We start from the raw sequence: 15,490 nt of genomic DNA, 5'->3' as shown, positions 1-15,490 counted from the left end.
CGGAGGGGCCGGGGGCGACGCGACCCGCCGAACCACCAGGACCGCACAGATCCCGACGGGATCATTGCTTCGGTTGTGTTCGGGTTCTAGGGTGTGGCTGGCTCGGTAGTTGCTCCGTCACCATCAGTCGCGATGCCCTCTGCCGTAACGTCCCCCGTCCGGCGGCGCGTCGAGGGGGAGTCCGACGTGCCCTCAGTCCGTGCAGTGCTCTGTCGTACCGAGGAAGGCCACGGTCATGCCGCACCCGCACCCGCACACCTCTCCCGCCGCCCCGTCCCCCCGCTCCGGACCGCCGGTCGTCAGCCGCCGCCGGCTCCTGGAGTCCGGCGCCGCCGTGCTCGGCGCCCTCGCCCTGTCCGCGTCGCCCGTCGCGGCGCACGCGGCCGGCCGGCGGGCGGCGGCCGACGCGCCCCCTGAGTGGAACGACTTCGGCGTCTTCCGGCTCGGCACCCAGCCGCCGCACACCACGCTCATGCCGTACGCGGACGTGCGCCAGGCCCTCGCCGCCGACCGCACCCGCTCGCCCTACCGGCTCAGTCTCGACGGCACCTGGAAGTTCGCCTACGCCGACCGCCCCGAGGACCGGGACGCCGACTTCCACCGCACCGACACCGACGACGGCGACTGGGACACCATCCCGGTCCCGTCCGTGTGGCAACTGCACGGCCACGACTTCCCGATCTACCTGAACATCACCTACCCGTACTGGGGCCCCAACGGCCGCGGCGAGGACCCGCAGCCGCCCGCCGCCCCGACCCGCTACCACCCGGTCGGCCAGTACCGGCGCACCTTCACCGTCCCGCGCGCCTGGACGGGCCGCCGCACCTTCCTCCACTTCGAGGGCGTCAAGTCCGCCCACTACGTGTGGATCAACGGCGAACTGGCCGGCTACGACGAGGACTCCTACACGCCCTCCGAGTACGACATCACCGACCACCTCGGGCCCGGCACCAACCAGATCGCCGTGGAGGTGTACCGCTACGCCGACGGCGACTGGCTGGAGGACCAGGACATGATCCGGCTGAGCGGCATCTTCCGCTCGGTGTACCTGTACTCCACCCCGGCCGTGCACCTGCGCGACTTCAAACTGGACACCCCGCTGAACGACACGTACACGGCGGCCGAGCTGGCGGTCACCGCGAGCGTGCGGGCGTACGGCGGCGGCGAGACCGGCCGGTACACCGTCGAGACCCAGCTGTACGACGCCCGCGGTCACGCCGTCTGGTCCCGTCCGCTCGAACAGACCGCCGACCTCGGCACGGCCGGCGCCGGCGAGGACGTCACCGTACGGGCCTCGAAGGCCGTACCGGAACCCCGGCTGTGGTCCGCCGAGCGCCCCGACCTCTACACGGCCGTCCTCAGACTCCGCGACCCGGCCGGCGAGGTGGTCGAGACCCTGTCCCACCGCGTCGGCTTCCGCGAGTTCGCCATCAGGGACGGGCTGATGCGGATCAACGGAAAGCCCGTCTCCTTCCGTGGCACCAACCGCCACGAGATGCACCCCTCCCGCGGCACCGCCCTCACTCGCGAGGACCTCGTCGAGGACATCACGCTCATCAAGCGGATGAACATGAACTCCGTCCGCACCTCGCACTACCCCAACAACCCGCTGTGGTACGAACTCGCCGACGAGTACGGCCTCTACCTCGTCGACGAGACCAACCTCGAGACCCACGGCATCCGTTCCGAGTACCCGGGGGACCACCCGGAGTGGACGGCGGCCTGTGTCGCCCGCGCACAGAACATGGTCCACCGCGACAAGAACCACCCCTCGGTGGTCATCTGGTCGCTCGGCAACGAGGCGGGCGGCGGCAGCACCTTCACCGCCATGCACGACTGGATCCGCTCCTACGACCCCACCCGCGTCATCCAGTACGAGGGCGACGACCGGCCGGGGATCAGCGACATCCGCTCGGAGATGTACGAGAGCCCGTCGCGCGTCGAACAGCGGGCGGAGGACACCGCCGACACCCGGCCGTACGTCATGATCGAGTACTCCCACGCGATGGGGAACTCCAACGGCAACTTCAAGAAGTACTGGGACGTCGTCCGCCGCCACGACGTCCTCCAGGGCGGCTGGATCTGGGACTTCGCCGACCAGTCCCTCTACACGCCCGTCCCGGCCCGCACCCTGCTCACCGAGTCCGGGCCGGCCGGACTGCGCGGCGAGATCCTCGCCACCCGCGGGGGCCTGGACCGCGACGAGGGCCTGTCCGGCATCACGGTCTTCGAACGCGACGACAGCCTCGACCTCACGGGTTCACTGACCCTGGAGGCGTGGATCACTCCGCGGTACACGGGCTACCACCAGCCCATCCTCGCCAAGGGCGACACCCAGTACGCGCTCAAGCAGACCGATGACACCCTGGAGTTCTTCATCCACGGCGGCGGTCAGTGGATCACCGCGAGCTGGACGCTGCCGGACGACTGGACCGGCCGCGAACACCACATCGCGGGCGTCTTCGACGCGGACGCCGGCACGCTGACCCTGTACGTCGACGGCGCGGTGAAGGGCACCCGGACCACCACCCGGCGCCCCGGCAGCAACACCGCGCCGCTCGCCCTCGCCTCCGACGCCGACAGCCAGACCCGGGAGTTCAGCGGCACCATCCGCCGCGCCCGCGTCTACGCGCGCGCCCTCACCGCCGTGGAACTGGCCTCGCACGACCGGGGACCCGGTGACGACGGTGTGCGGTTCTGGTTCGACGCCGCCACCGTCGGGGCCGACGAGAAGCGGCCCAGGGACAGGACGTTCCTCGCCTACGGCGGCGACTGGGGCGACAACCCCAACGACGGCGCGTTCGTCGCGGACGGCATCGTCACCGCCGACCGCGGTCACACCGGCAAGGCCGCCGAGATCAAACGCGTCCACCAGGCGGTCGACGCCGCCCGCAGCTCCGACGACGGCGACCCCGGTGCCGTCACCCTCACCAACGAGTACCTGTTCACCGACCTCCGTGAGTTCGAAGGCCGTTGGGAACTCGTCGCCGACGGCGAGGTCGTACGGCGGGGACGGCTGAGCCGGGACCAGCTGGACGTGGCGCCGCTGTCCGGGAAGGACATCACCCTGCCCCTGCGCCTGCCGAAGGACCCGGACCCGGGTACGGAGTACTTTCTCCAGCTCTCCTTCACCACCAGGGAGTCCACGAAGTGGGCCGGGGCAGGCTTCGAGGTGGCCCGGCAGCAGCTCCCGCTCGACGCGGGAAGCCCGGCCGTGACCCCCGTACCGCTGTCGCGCGTTCCGGCCCTGCGCCACGAGGAGCGGGAGAAGGACATCCGGATCACCGGCGGGGACTTCTCGGTCACCGTCGGCAAGAGCAGCGGCACCATCACCTCCTACGAGGCGAAGGGCACCCGCCTGATCACCTCCGGTCCTGTGCCCAACTTCTGGCGGGCGCCCACCGACAACGACAAGGGCAACGGCCACCACACCCGCAACCAGACCTGGCGCGACGCCGGCGCCCGGCGGAAGGTCACGGACGTCACCGTGCGGGCGTTCGGCGACCGGGCCGTCGAGATCAAGGTCAGCGGCACGCTGCCCACCACGGTGGAATCCGCGTACTCCACCACGTACACCGTCTTCGGCAACGGCGAGATCAGGGTCGACAACACCCTCCACCCGGGCGCCGCGAACCTGCCGTACATCCCGGAGGTCGGCACGCTGCTGTTCCTGCCGCGCCGCCTGGACCGCCTGCACTACTACGGCCGCGGCCCCGAGGAGAACCACTGGGACCGCAACACCGGCACCGACGTGGGTCGTTACACCTCGACCGTGGCCGGCCAGTGGACCCCCTACATCCGCCCGCAGGAGAACGGCAACAAGACCGACGTCCGCTGGGCCGCCCTGACCGACGGCGGCGGGCGTGGCCTGCTGGTGTCGGGCGAACCCCTCCTGGAGATCAACGCCTCGCACTTCACCCCGGAGGACCTGTCGGCCGGCGTCCGGCACGACTACCAGCTGACCCCGCGGGACGCGGTCGTCCTGCGGGTCAACCACCGGCAGACGGGCGTCGGCGGCGACAACAGCTGGGGCGCGCACACCCACGACGAGTTCAAGCTCTTCGCCGACCGCGACTACGCGTACACCTACCGTCTGCGCCCGCTCACGGACGTGGACGAGGCGACGGCGGCCTCGCGCCGGCCCACGGCGACCGAGTAGGGGGACACACTCCCGGGAGCCCGGGGTAACCGGGCTCCCATGGGTGACATTCTGGTCGGGGCCTGTTCGTGGACGGACCGCATGCTCGTGACGAGCGGCTGGTACCCGCGCGGGCGGCGGGACGCCGAGGGCCGGCTGCGGCACTACGCCTCCAGGCTGCCCGTCGTCGAGGTGGACTCCGGCTACTACGCGCTGCCCCGCCGCCGCAACAGCGAGCTGTGGGTGGAGCGCACACCGGACGGTTTCCGCTTCGACGTTAAGGCGTTCTCGCTGCTGACCGGCCACCCCACCCGGCCGGAGGCACTCCCCGCCGACCTGCGGGACCGGCCGGTGGACGGCGCCCTGCTGGACGAGGTGTGGGCGAGGTTCGCGGAGGCGGTCGGGCCGCTGCGCGAGGCCGGGCGGCTGGGTGCCGTGCTGTTCCAGTTCCCGCCCCGGTTCGCGCCCGGAGCCCCGGCCGAGCGGGCACTGGAGGAGTGCGCGGAGCGCACGGCCGGCTGGCCGCTCGCGGTCGAGTTCCGGCACCCGGCGTGGTGGGAGGCGGGGCGGGCCGAGGACACCCTGGCGCTGCTGTCCGGGCTGGGCGCGACGGCCGTCGGCGTGGACATGGCCCAGGGACTCACCGGCTCCCTGCCGCCCGTCGCGCCCGTCAGCCGCCCCGCCCTCGCCGTCGTACGGTTCCACGGGCGCAGCAGGGCCTGGGGGAGGGGCAGCAAGGAGGACCGCTTCCGCCACGACTACGACGTGGCCGAACTCGCCGCCTGGGTACCCCGGCTGCGCCGCGCGGCGGAGCGGACGGACGAACTGCACGTGCTGTTCAACAACTGCTGCGCGGACGCCGCCGTGCGCGCCGCCGAGACCATGCGGGGGCTGCTCACTCCGCGGTGTCGCTGAGCCCCAGCCGCAGGTGTTCCACGTGGTAGACGGCCTGGTCGAGCAGTTCGGCGACATGGTCGTCGTGCAGCGCGTACACCACGGAACGGCCCCGGCGCTCGCCGATGACCAGGCCCAGGTTGCGCAGCAGCCGCAGCTGGTGCGAGCAGGCCGACTGCTCCATGCCCACCTCCGCCGCCAGCTCCGTGGCCGGCAGCGGGCCCTCGCGCAGCCGGGCGAGGATCAGCAGCCGGGAGGGCGTGGACAGGGCCTGGAGCGTGGTGGCGACCTTCGCGACGTTGTCCGCGTCCAGGCGCACCCGCTCCGTGTCGTCCCGCGGGACGACGGCTCCATGACCCATGCGGACATCCTACTCATCACATATGAACAGATGAATATGTCTTCATCTGTTCCTGTAGGGTGGCCGGGTGTCCGTGACTCCCGCCCCCGCGCCCCGGCCGCCGCCTCCGCCCTGACGACCCTCACCGGCGCCGCCCCCATCTTCCTGACCGGCGACAACGCCCACGCCGCCGCCCGCGTCGCCACCGCGACCGGCCTCACGGACCTCCGCGCCGGCCTCCTCCCCGAGGACAAGGTGAACGCCGTACGGGACCTCCAGGCGGCCGGCCGCAAGGTGCTGTTCGTCGGCGACGGCGTCAACGACGCGCCCGCCCTCGCCGCCGCCCACGCCGGCATCGCCATGGGCCGCGCGGGCTCCGACCTGGCCCTGGAGACGGCGGACGCGGTCGTCGTGCGGGACGAACTCGCGGCCGTCCCCGCGGTCGTGCGGCTCTCCCGCACCGCCCGCCGGCTCGTGGCGCAGAACCTCGTCATCGCGGGCACGGCCATCACCGGCCTCGTCCTGTGGGACCTCATCGGCCACCTCCCCCTGCCGCTCGGCGTCGCCGGCCACGAGGGCTCCACCGTGCTGGTCGGCCTGAACGGGCTGCGGCTGCTCCGCGAGTCGGCATGGCGATCCGGACAGCCGCAGGACACATGACGTCGATGTCGGATTCCTGCCAGACCCGGACGCCGGCCGTGCCCGATCCTTGAGGCATGCAGAAGGGGATGCACACCGAAACCGAGCGCTGCGTGCGCGCCGTGCAGTCGAAGGACGCGCGGTTCGACGGCTGGTTCTTCACCGCCGTCCTGACCACCGGCATCTACTGCCGGCCCAGCTGCCCGGTGGTCCCGCCCAAACCCGCGAACATGGTCTTCCACCCGAGCGCGGCGGCCTGCCAGCAGGCCGGGTTCCGGGCCTGCAAACGCTGCCGGCCCGACACCAGCCCCGGCTCACCGGAGTGGAACCAGCGGGCCGACGCGGTGGCCCGCGCCATGCGACTGATCGCCGACGGCGTCGTCGACCGCGAGGGCGTCCCCGGGCTCGCCGCCCGGCTCGGCTACAGCACCCGGCAGGTCGAACGCCAGCTGCTCGCCGAGCTGGGCGCGGGCCCCCTCGCGCTCGCCCGCGCCCAGCGCGCCCAGACCGCGCGGCTCCTCATCGAGACCACGGACCTGCCGATGGCACAGATCGCCTTCGCGGCCGGCTTCTCCTCCATCCGCACCTTCAACGACACCGTCCGCGAGGTCTACGCACTCGCCCCGGGCGACCTGCGCACCCGGGCACCGAAGAACCCCGCCCGCACCACCCCCGGAGTGCTCTCCCTGCGCCTGCCGTTCCGCACCCCGCTCAACCCCGACAACCTCTTCGGCCACCTCGCCGCGACCGCCGTACCCGGCGTGGAGGAGTGGCGGGACGGCGCCTACCGGCGCACCCTGCGCCTGCCGTACGGCCACGGCATCGTGGCGCTCACCCCGCACCCCGACCACATCGCCTGCCGCCTCACCCTCGGCGACCCCCGCGACCTCACCGTCGCCATCACCCGCTGCCGCCGCCTGCTCGACCTGGACGCCGATCCGGTCGCCGTCGACGAGCAGCTGCGCGCGGACCCGGTCCTCGCACCCCTCGTCGACAAGGCACCCGGCCGCCGCGTGCCGCGCACGGTCGACGCGGCCGAGTTCGCCGTCCGGGCCGTCCTCGGCCAGCAGGTCTCCACGGCCGCCGCCCGCACCCACGCCGCCCGCCTGGTCACCGCGCACGGCACACCCGTGGACGACCCCGAGGGCGGCCTCACCCACCTCTTCCCGTCCCCCGGGGCACTGGCCGCGCTCGACCCCGAGACCCTCGCCATGCCCCGCACCCGCCGCACCACGTTCACCACGCTCGTACGCGAACTCGCCGACGGAGACCTCCACCTGGGCGCCGACAGCGACTGGCCCGAGACCCGCGCCCGGCTCCTCGCCCTCCCCGGCTTCGGCCCCTGGACGGCCGATGTCATCGCCATGCGAGCCCTGGGCGACCCCGACGCCTTCCTCCCCACCGACCTCGGCATCCGCCGCGCCGCCCGCGAACTGGGCCTGCCCTCCACCCCGGCCGCCCTCACCGCACGCGCGGCGGCCTGGCGGCCCTGGCGGGCGTACGCGGTCCAGTACCTGTGGGCGACGGACAGCCACCCCATCAACTTCCTGCCGGTATGAGCCGGTACAAAGAAACCAGGGACTCCCCGCCGATGAAGCAGCACACCGTGACCGACAGCCCCTACGGCCCGCTGACGCTCGTCGCCGACGACGGCGTCCTGTGCGGCCTCTACATGACCGACCAGCGCCACCGACCGCCCGAGGAGACCTTCGGCTCCCCCGACGACACCCCCTTCGCCGAGGCACGAGAGCAGCTATCGGCGTACTTCGCGGGCGAGTTGAAGGAGTTCACCCTCGAACTGCGGCTGCACGGCACCCCGTTCCAGCGCCGCGTCTGGGACCAGTTGACCGGCATCCCGTACGGCGAGACCCGCACCTACGGCCAACTCGCCGACATCCTCGGCAACTCCAAGGCCTCCCGCGCGGTGGGTCTCGCGAACGGCCGCAACCCGATCGGCATCATCGTCCCCTGCCACCGCGTCATCGGCGCGAGCGGCGGCCTCACCGGCTACGGCGGCGGCCTGGAGCGGAAGCGGCGCCTGCTGGACTTCGAACGCGGAACCGTCCTGTTCTAGGCGGCGATCCGGCGCAGCAGCCCGGGCAGCGAGGTGCCGATCGGCTCGCGGATCACCTCGTCGGCGAGATCGTCGTACGGGGTGGGCTCCGCGTTGACGACGATCAGGCGGGCCCCGTGGCCGGCGGCCACCTCCGCGAGCCCGGCGGCGGGGTGGACCTGGAGGCTGGTGCCCACGGCGATGAAGACGGTGCAGGCCTTGCTGATCGCCGCCGCCTCGCCGAGCACCATCGGGTCGAGCCGCTCACCGAACATCACCGTCGCCGACTTGAGGATGCCGCCGCAGTCCGGACACGGCGGATCGTCCTCACCGGCCTCGACCCGGGCCAAGGCGTCCTTCATCGAACCCCGCGCGTGGCACTTGGTGCACACCACGCTCCGCACCGTGCCGTGGAGTTCGAGCACCTTGCGGTCCGGCGTCCCGGCGAGCTGGTGCAGCCCGTCGACGTTCTGCGTGATCACCCGCACCGGCACCCCGGAGCGCTCCAGCTCGGTCACGGCATGGTGCGCGGCGTTCGGCTCGACGGCGAGCGCGAAGTTCTCGAGCCGCATCCGCCAGGAGCGGCGGCGGATCTCCGGGTCGCCCATGTAGTACTCGTACGTCACCAGCTTCTCGGCCTCGGGATCGCGGCGCCACAGTCCGTTCGGTCCGCGGTAGTCCGGGACACCGGAGTCCGTGCTGACACCGGCACCGGTGAGAAGGGCGACGAGGGGCTTGCTCATGCGGCCGAGGGTAGGCCGCCGGGCGCCGGTCCGGCGAGCGGATATCGCCCCGCGCCGGCTCAGTGCACCCGGTACCCGTCCTCCAGCTCAGCGGTGCCCGAACCGTCGGCGAGGACGTCCAGCGCGGCCGGCACCCGGCGCCCCAGCGAGCCCTGGAGGTACTCGGCCAGTTCCCCGCGCGGCACGAGCCGCCACGACAGCAGCTCCGACTCCTGCAGCCGGATCGCCGCGAGGTCGTCCGCGCCGAGCACGCCACCGTCGTACAGATACGCCACCACCGGCGGCCGGCCCGGCCCCCGCACCCAGTCCACCGCCAGCAGCCGCCCCAGCTCCCGGTCCAGACCGATCTCCTCGGCCGTCTCCCGCCGAGCCCCCTCCCGCGGGCTCTCCCCGTCGTCCGACTCGATCGTCCCGCCGGGCAGTGCCCACCCCTCCCGGTAGTTCGGCTCGACGAGCAGCACCCGCCCCTCCTCGTCCCGGAAGAGAACGGCGGCGCCGGCGAGGACACGGGGGAGGGAGGCGACGTAGGCGGCGAAGTCCTGGACGGGCTGAGTGGTGGTCATGGGGAGAGGGTACGGCGGCCCCGGGCCCGCGTTCGGCGCCGGCGGGCGCCCCGGCCGGGCGCACGGCAGCATGCGCCGTCCCATGATCGACACGGAACGGCGCGCGCTCCGGGGCACGGGCCGGGTCAGGCCTCCGCCCGCGCCAGCCGCAGCGTCCGTTCCGCCAGCTCGCTGATGCGTACCCCGTCGAAGCCGAAGACCGCGCTGCGGACCGTGTCCTGGAGGGGGTCCTTCCACTGGGCAGGGACGGCCGTCGCGCCGCACAGGACGCCCGCCACCGAGCCCGCCGTCGCGCCGTTGGAGTCGGTGTCCAGGCCGCCGCGCACGGTCAGGGCGATGGTCCGGGTGAAGTCGCCGTCGCCGTACAGCAGACCGGCGGTGAGGACGGCCGCGTTCGGGAGCGTGTGGATCCAGCCGAGGCCCGCCGTCTCCTCCGCGAGCGTCGTGAGCGTGTCCTCCCAGGCCAGCCCGGTCTCGTGCAGGGACGCCACCCGGCGCACGGTACGGGCGAGGCGGCTGCTCGCCGGGATCACCGTCAGCGCCTCGTCCACGGCGTGTCGCACCGTGGGGGCCGTGAACGCCGCCGAGACGAGTGCCGCCGCCCACATCGCGCCGTACACCCCGTTGCCGGTGTGGGACAGCACCGCGTCCCTGCGGGCCAGCGAGGCGGCGCGGCGCGGGGCGCCCGGGGAGGTCCAGCCGTGGATGTCCGCGCGGATGAGGGCGCCGATCCACTCCTGGTAGGGGTTGTCGTAGGTGGCCGTGAGCGGTGGTTTGAGGCCGTTCGCGAGGTTGCGGTAGGCCGCCCGTTCCGCCGTGAAGGTCTGCAGGTACGGCAGCCGCAGCAGCCACAGGTCGCCCACCTGCTCGGTGCTGAAGGCGAAGCCGTGGGTCTCCAGCAGGTCGAGGCCGAGGATCGCGTAGTCGATGTCGTCGTCCCGGCAGCTGCCCTGGATGCGGCCGCGGACGCAGGACCGCCACTCGGGGCGCAGGTCGATGCCCTCGTTCTCGGTCAGCGGCTCGGGGAGGTAGTCGGTGAGGGGGAGTGCGTCCGTCCGGCGGAGGTAGTGGTCGATGCGTTCGCGGGTCCACACCTCGCCCTGCTCCACCGGTTTGCCGAGCATGTTGCCCGCGATCCGGCCCAGCCAGCCTCCGAGGATGCGGTCGGCGAGTCCCGGCTCCGTGTCCACAGCGTTCATGGCGGTCATGGGACGGGTCTACCCGGTTCCGGGCCGTTTCACGGGGTGGGCAGGGCATGGCGGCGGCCGTGCCCTGCGGTTAGGGTCGCAGCGGCGCGACTGGCCTCGGCGTGCGCGCGAGGCCCGGAGAACGAGGGGAATGCACGTGGCGGACGCTGCAGGGAGCGGCACTCGTACGACGCGGTCGGCACAGCGGGTGCTCGTCGCCGCGGACAAGTTCAAGGGGTCGCTGACGGCCGTCGAGGTCGCCGAGCGGGTGACGGCCGGGCTGCGCCGGGTCGTACCGGACCTGGAGGTCGAGGCGCTGCCGGTGGCCGACGGCGGCGACGGCACCGTGGCCGCGGCGGTCGCGGCCGGGTTCGAGCGGCGGGAGGTACGGGTCGCCGGTCCCCTCGGGGACGAGGTGACCGCCGCGTACGCGCTGCGCGGTGACACGGCCGTCGTGGAGATGGCGGAGGCGAGCGGGCTGCAGCGGCTGCCGGCCGGGGTGTTCGCGCCGCTCACGGCGTCGACGTACGGCTCAGGGGAGCTGCTGCGGGCCGCGCTGGACGCGGGGGCGCGGAGCATCGTGTTCGGGGTGGGCGGCAGTGCCACCACCGACGGCGGTGCGGGCATGCTGTCCGCGCTGGGCGCGCGGTTCGTGACGGCGGACGGCGAGCCGGTGGCGCCGGGGGGCGGCGGGCTGGCCGAGCTGGCGTCCGCCGATCTGTCCGGGCTGGACCCGCGGCTCGCCTCGGTCGAGTTCGTGCTCGCCAGTGACGTCGACAATCCGTTGACCGGGCCCAAGGGCGCGCCGGCGGTGTACGGCCCGCAGAAGGGGGCCTCGCCGGAGGACGTGGAGACGCTGGACGCGGCGCTCGCGCACTTCGCGAAGGTGCTGGAGGGGACGGTGGGCGCGAAGGCCGCCGCATACGCCGCGTCCCCCGGCGCGGGTGCGGCCGGCGGCATCGGCTACGGAGCCCTGCTGCTCGGGGCCGGTTTCCGTCCCGGTATCGAGGTCATGCTGGATGTGCTCGGGTTCGCGCCGGCGCTGGAGCGGGCGGATCTCGTGATCACGGGGGAGGGGTCGCTGGACGAGCAGACGCTGCACGGCAAGGCCCCCGCGGGGGTCGCCGCGGCGGCGCGGGCGGCGGACAAGGAGGTCGTCGCGGTGTGCGGGCGGCTGGCGCTGCCTCCGGAGGTGCTGGGGCGGGCGGGGATCCGGCGGGCGTACGCGCTGACGGACCTCGAGCCGGACGTGGCTGCGTGCATCGCCGATGCGGGGCCGATTCTGGAACGTACGGCGGAGCGGATCGCGCGGGACTTCCTGAGCTGAGGCCGGGGCCTTCTTCCGCCCCGGACCCCGCTCCTCACACGCCGGAGGGGCTGAAGACAGCCCGTCCGGCGTGTGAGGACGAGGCCCGTCCAGGGCCGAAAGGGGGTCTGTGGGGGCGCAGCCCCTGGGGACGGGACGGGAAGGGGCGGCGGGGGCGAAACAAACGGGCCCCGGACCCGACCCGGGTCCGGGGCCCAAACCAGACGCACGCGTTACGGCAACTGCGCCGCCCGCGCCTCGCGACGGTTGTCGCGGAAGTTGTTCACACGGCGAGCCGTGGCGAACAGCGGAATCACCGCACCCATCACCAGCTGCAGCGCACAGCCCGTCTGCAGCAGCAGCTGACCGCTCGGGGCGTCGAACGCCCACGCCGCCAGCAGCCCCATCGACAGCACGATCCACGACAGCATCGCCACCGCGAGACGGCCCCGCGGCTTCGGGTACTCCACCCGGCTCACCATCAGCCACGCCGTACCGATGATCGCCAGCAGCGTCGCCACGAACGGCAGCTCCAGCAGCACGATCGAGACGACGGTCAGCGCGCCGAACGGCGACGGCATGCCCTGGAAGGTGCCGTCCTTCACCGTGACGCAGGAGAACCGCGCCAGCCTCAGCACCACCGCCAGCAGCACCACGATCGCCCCGACCGCGGCCACTCTCTGGTGCGCGTCGTCCGCGACCATGCCGTAGACCAGGACGAAGTACGCCGGCGCCAGGCCGAAGCTGATCAGGTCGGACAGGTTGTCCAGCTCCGCGCCCATCGGCGAGGAGCGCAGCTTGCGCGCCACCAGGCCGTCGAACAGGTCGAAGACCGCCGCGCACAGCATCAGGATGACGGCGGTGGCCGCGCTGTGGCGGGCCATGCCGGTCTCCTGGCTGCCCTGGAGGTGCGGGATCAGGATGCCGGTGGTGGTGAAGTACACCGCCATGAAGCCACAGGTGGCGTTGCCCAGGGTGAGGGTGTCCGCTATCGACAGGCGGAGCGAGAGGGGCATCTCCTCGTCGTCGTCCGCCTCGTCGGCCTCCGGCACCCAGCCGGTCTGTGTCTCGGGATCAACCACGGTCAATGCGAGTCACCCCAGCCACGGTCTTCTGACCGACCTCGACGGCCACCTCCACGCCCTCCGGCAGGTAGATGTCGACGCGCGAGCCGAACCGGATCAGACCGATGCGCTCGCCCTGCTCGACCTTGGTGCCCTGCGGCACGTAGGGGACGATGCGACGGGCCACCGCGCCGGCGATCTGGATCATCTCGATGTCGCCGAGCTCGGTGTCGAAGTGCCACACGACGCGCTCGTTGTTCTCGCTCTCCTTGTTGAAGGCGGGAACGAAGCCACCGGGGATGTGCTCGACCGACGTCACCGTGCCGGACAGCGGGGCCCGGTTCACGTGGACGTTGAGCGGGCTCATGAAGATCGCGACGCGGGTGCGGCCGTCCTTCCACGGCATGATGCTCTGCACCACACCGTCGGCGGGCGAGATGACCCGGCCCTGGGCGATCTCGCGCTCGGGGTCGCGGAAGAACCACAGCATCCCCGCCGCCAGCGCGGTGACGGGAACGGCGACGGCCTTGGCGGCACCCGAGCGGCGGGCGCGCAGAAGGCTGACGGCTGCGGTGGCGACGGTCGGCAGAAGCCACGGCGATGCTCCGCGCGCGAGGCGTACGCCGGCGAGGCTGTCGCGGTGTGCAGAGGTTTGGCTGTGGGGCATGGATGACCTTCGTAGCGGATGATGCCGCGCACTTGCGGGGGACGGCGGCTTTCCGGCGATCGTAGCGGCTCCGGGCCGTAACTGGGTAAGCCAGTCAGCCGAGTCGAGGGCCGAGGAATGCATACGGGGTGTGATCCTCTTCTCCAAGAAAACACCCCGTATCCGGACATCTAACCCTGGAATCGATACTCTTCGAGCAGTCGGCGGCCGATGATCATTTTCTGGATCTCGGCGGTGCCTTCACCGATCAGCAGCATCGGCGCCTCCCGGTAGAGGCGCTCGATCTCGTACTCCTTGGAGAAGCCGTAGCCGCCGTGGATCCGGAAGGCGTCCTCCACGACCTCCTTGCAGTATTCGGAGGCGAGGTACTTCGCCATCCCTGCTTCAAGGTCGTTTCGTTCACCGGAGTCCTTTTTGCGCGCTGCGTTCACCATCATCGCATGCGCGGCCTCCACCTTGGTAGCCATCTCCGCCAGCTTGAACTGGATGGCCTGGTGCTGGGCGATCGGCTTGCCGAAAGTGTGACGCTGCTGGGCGTACCGGACGCCGAGCTCGAAGGCACGCTGAGCGACGCCGCAGCCACGCGCCGCCACATTGACGCGGCCGACCTCGACCCCGTCCATCATTTGGTAAAAACCTCGTCCGGTGGTCCCGCCGAGCACCCGATCAGCGGAAACGCGCAGGCCGTCCATGATGAGCTCGGTCGTGTCGACACCCTTGTAGCCCATCTTGTCGATCTTCCCCGGGATGGTGAGGCCGGGTCGCACCTCGCCGAAGCCGGGTTCCTTCTCCACCAGGAAGGTGGTCATCGACTTGTGCGGCGCGGTGCCGTCAGGGTGACCCTCGTCACTCCGGACCAGTACGGCCACCAGCGACGACGTGCCGCCGTTCGTCAGCCACATCTTCTGGCCGTTCAGGACGTACGAGTCGCCGTCCTGCACCGCCTTCGACGTGATCGCCGAGACGTCGGAGCCGAGGCCCGGCTCCGACATCGAGAAGGCGCCGCGGATGTCGCCGGCCGCCATCCTCGGCAGGAAGTGGTCCTTCTGCTCCTGCGTGCCGTGCTGCTTGAGCATGTACGCCACGATGAAGTGCGTGTTGATGATGCCGGACACCGACATCCAGCCGCGGGCGATCTCCTCCACGCACAGCGCGTAGGTGAGGAGCGACTCGCCCAGACCCCCGTACTCCTCCGGGATCATCAGGCCGAACAGGCCGAGTTCCTTCAGGCCGTCGACGATCACCTGCGGGTACTCGTCGCGGTGTTCCAGCTCGGTCGCGACCGGGATGATCTCCTTGTCCACGAAGTCGCGGACGGTGGAGAGGATCTCCTGCTGGACGTCGGTCAGACCGGCGGTCTGGGCGAGGCGCGCCATGACTACTTCCCCTGTTCCTCGAGCTCGGGGCGGCCCGGCTGCTCGCCGCCGCGCTCCTTGATGTACGTCTCGGTCGGCACCATCACCTTGCGGCGGAACACGCAGACCAGCGTGCCGTCCTGCTTGTAGCCCTTGGTCTCCACGTACACGATGCCGCGGTCGTTCTTCGACTTCGACGGCCACTTGTCGAGGACGGTCGTCTGGCCGTAGACGGTGTCGCCGTGGAAGGTCGGCGCCACGTGCTTCAGCGACTCGATCTCCAGGTTGGCGATCGCCTTGCCGGAGATGTCGGGCACCGACATGCCGAGCAGCAGGGAGTAGATGTAGTTCCCGACCACCACGTTCTTGCCGAAGTCCGTCGTCTTCTCGGCGTAATTGCTGTCCATGTGGAGCGGGTGGTGGTTCATGGTGAGGAGACAGAACAGGTGGTCGTCGTACTCGGTGACCGTCTTGCCCGGCCAGTGCTTGTACGTCGCCCCGACCTCGAACTCCTCGTAGGTGCGTCCGAACTGCATCGCGC

General features: G+C 71.7%; 13 protein-coding genes and 1 pseudogene. 6 read left to right on the top strand and 8 right to left on the bottom strand.

The features are described from left to right. Positions 1-235 precede the first annotated feature (235 nt). Together ACFXAE_RS04965 and ACFXAE_RS04960 are read left to right on the top strand one after the other, a co-directional pair. Positions 236-4,159, top strand: coding sequence for a glycoside hydrolase family 2 TIM barrel-domain containing protein (locus ACFXAE_RS04965; protein ID WP_384708097.1), 3,924 nt, complete (start codon positions 236-238; stop codon positions 4,157-4,159). Between the two features lie 39 nt (positions 4,160-4,198). Continuing rightward, positions 4,199-5,053 (top strand): DUF72 domain-containing protein, encoded by an 855-nt coding sequence (locus tag ACFXAE_RS04960; RefSeq protein WP_384708094.1) that lies wholly within the window; start codon positions 4,199-4,201, stop codon positions 5,051-5,053. Here ACFXAE_RS04960 and ACFXAE_RS04955 read toward each other — a convergent pair. Further along, entirely contained in the window at positions 5,034-5,393 is a 360-nt protein-coding gene (locus ACFXAE_RS04955; RefSeq protein ID WP_384708091.1) for an ArsR/SmtB family transcription factor, read from the bottom strand. The two genes, ACFXAE_RS04960 and ACFXAE_RS04955, sit on opposite strands and share 20 nt — an antisense overlap. Before the next feature lie 75 nt (positions 5,394-5,468). Here ACFXAE_RS04955 and ACFXAE_RS04950 point away from each other — a divergent pair. The 3 genes and pseudogenes from ACFXAE_RS04950 to ACFXAE_RS04940 form a co-directional block, all read left to right on the top strand. After that, a pseudogene (locus tag ACFXAE_RS04950) lies at positions 5,469-6,032 on the top strand (HAD-IC family P-type ATPase); the annotation flags it as partial. Positions 6,033-6,088: 56 nt separating this feature from the next. Beyond that, positions 6,089-7,570: an AlkA N-terminal domain-containing protein gene (locus ACFXAE_RS04945; RefSeq protein WP_384708088.1), complete on the top strand. Its 1,482-nt coding sequence runs from the start codon at positions 6,089-6,091 to the stop codon at positions 7,568-7,570. Positions 7,571-7,602: 32 nt separating this feature from the next. Further along, the gene (locus tag ACFXAE_RS04940; protein ID WP_384708085.1) at positions 7,603-8,085 is read left to right on the top strand and encodes a methylated-DNA--[protein]-cysteine S-methyltransferase; all 483 of its coding nucleotides are present in this window, start codon (positions 7,603-7,605) and stop codon (positions 8,083-8,085) included. On the opposite strand, the gene ACFXAE_RS04935 is transcribed toward ACFXAE_RS04940, so the two are convergent. The 3 genes from ACFXAE_RS04935 to ACFXAE_RS04925 form a co-directional block, all read right to left on the bottom strand. After that, complete coding sequence (locus ACFXAE_RS04935) at positions 8,082-8,807, bottom strand: NAD-dependent deacetylase (protein WP_384708083.1); 726 nt, start codon at positions 8,805-8,807, stop codon at positions 8,082-8,084. The two genes, ACFXAE_RS04940 and ACFXAE_RS04935, sit on opposite strands and share 4 nt — an antisense overlap. Before the next feature lie 59 nt (positions 8,808-8,866). After that, positions 8,867-9,370: an NUDIX domain-containing protein gene (locus tag ACFXAE_RS04930; protein ID WP_384708080.1), complete on the bottom strand. Its 504-nt coding sequence runs from the start codon at positions 9,368-9,370 to the stop codon at positions 8,867-8,869. A gap of 125 nt (positions 9,371-9,495) precedes the next feature. Further along, on the bottom strand, positions 9,496-10,569 hold the full coding sequence (locus tag ACFXAE_RS04925) for an ADP-ribosylglycohydrolase family protein (protein ID WP_384708077.1): 1,074 nt from the start codon (positions 10,567-10,569) through the stop codon (positions 9,496-9,498). A 196-nt stretch (positions 10,570-10,765) separates the two neighbouring features. Between ACFXAE_RS04925 and ACFXAE_RS04920 the strand changes: the two genes are divergently transcribed. Continuing rightward, a complete protein-coding gene (locus ACFXAE_RS04920) occupies positions 10,766-11,884 on the top strand; it encodes a glycerate kinase (RefSeq protein ID WP_384708488.1) in 1,119 nt (372 codons plus the stop codon). Positions 11,885-12,096: 212 nt separating this feature from the next. On the opposite strand, the gene pssA is transcribed toward ACFXAE_RS04920, so the two are convergent. The 4 genes from pssA to ACFXAE_RS04900 form a co-directional block, all read right to left on the bottom strand. After that, positions 12,097-12,915, bottom strand: a complete 819-nt coding sequence (gene pssA, locus ACFXAE_RS04915) for a CDP-diacylglycerol--serine O-phosphatidyltransferase (protein WP_145826599.1) — start codon at positions 12,913-12,915, stop codon at positions 12,097-12,099. Between the two features lie 22 nt (positions 12,916-12,937). Next, positions 12,938-13,594, bottom strand: coding sequence for a phosphatidylserine decarboxylase (locus ACFXAE_RS04910; RefSeq protein WP_384708074.1), 657 nt, complete (start codon positions 13,592-13,594; stop codon positions 12,938-12,940). A 170-nt stretch (positions 13,595-13,764) separates the two neighbouring features. Then, positions 13,765-14,970 carry an acyl-CoA dehydrogenase family protein gene (locus tag ACFXAE_RS04905; RefSeq protein WP_384708071.1) on the bottom strand — a complete coding sequence of 402 codons (1,206 nt, stop codon included), beginning with the start codon at positions 14,968-14,970 and terminating at the stop codon, positions 13,765-13,767. A 2-nt stretch (positions 14,971-14,972) separates the two neighbouring features. Further along, on the bottom strand, positions 14,973-15,485 hold the full coding sequence (locus ACFXAE_RS04900; RefSeq protein ID WP_384708068.1) for a MaoC family dehydratase: 513 nt from the start codon (positions 15,483-15,485) through the stop codon (positions 14,973-14,975). Positions 15,486-15,490 lie beyond the last annotated feature (5 nt).

This window comes from Streptomyces sp. NPDC059454 (assembly GCF_042749965.1).
GTDB lineage: Bacteria > Actinomycetota > Actinomycetes > Streptomycetales > Streptomycetaceae > Streptomyces.
This window is presented reverse-complemented; position numbering and strand designations above follow the sequence as displayed.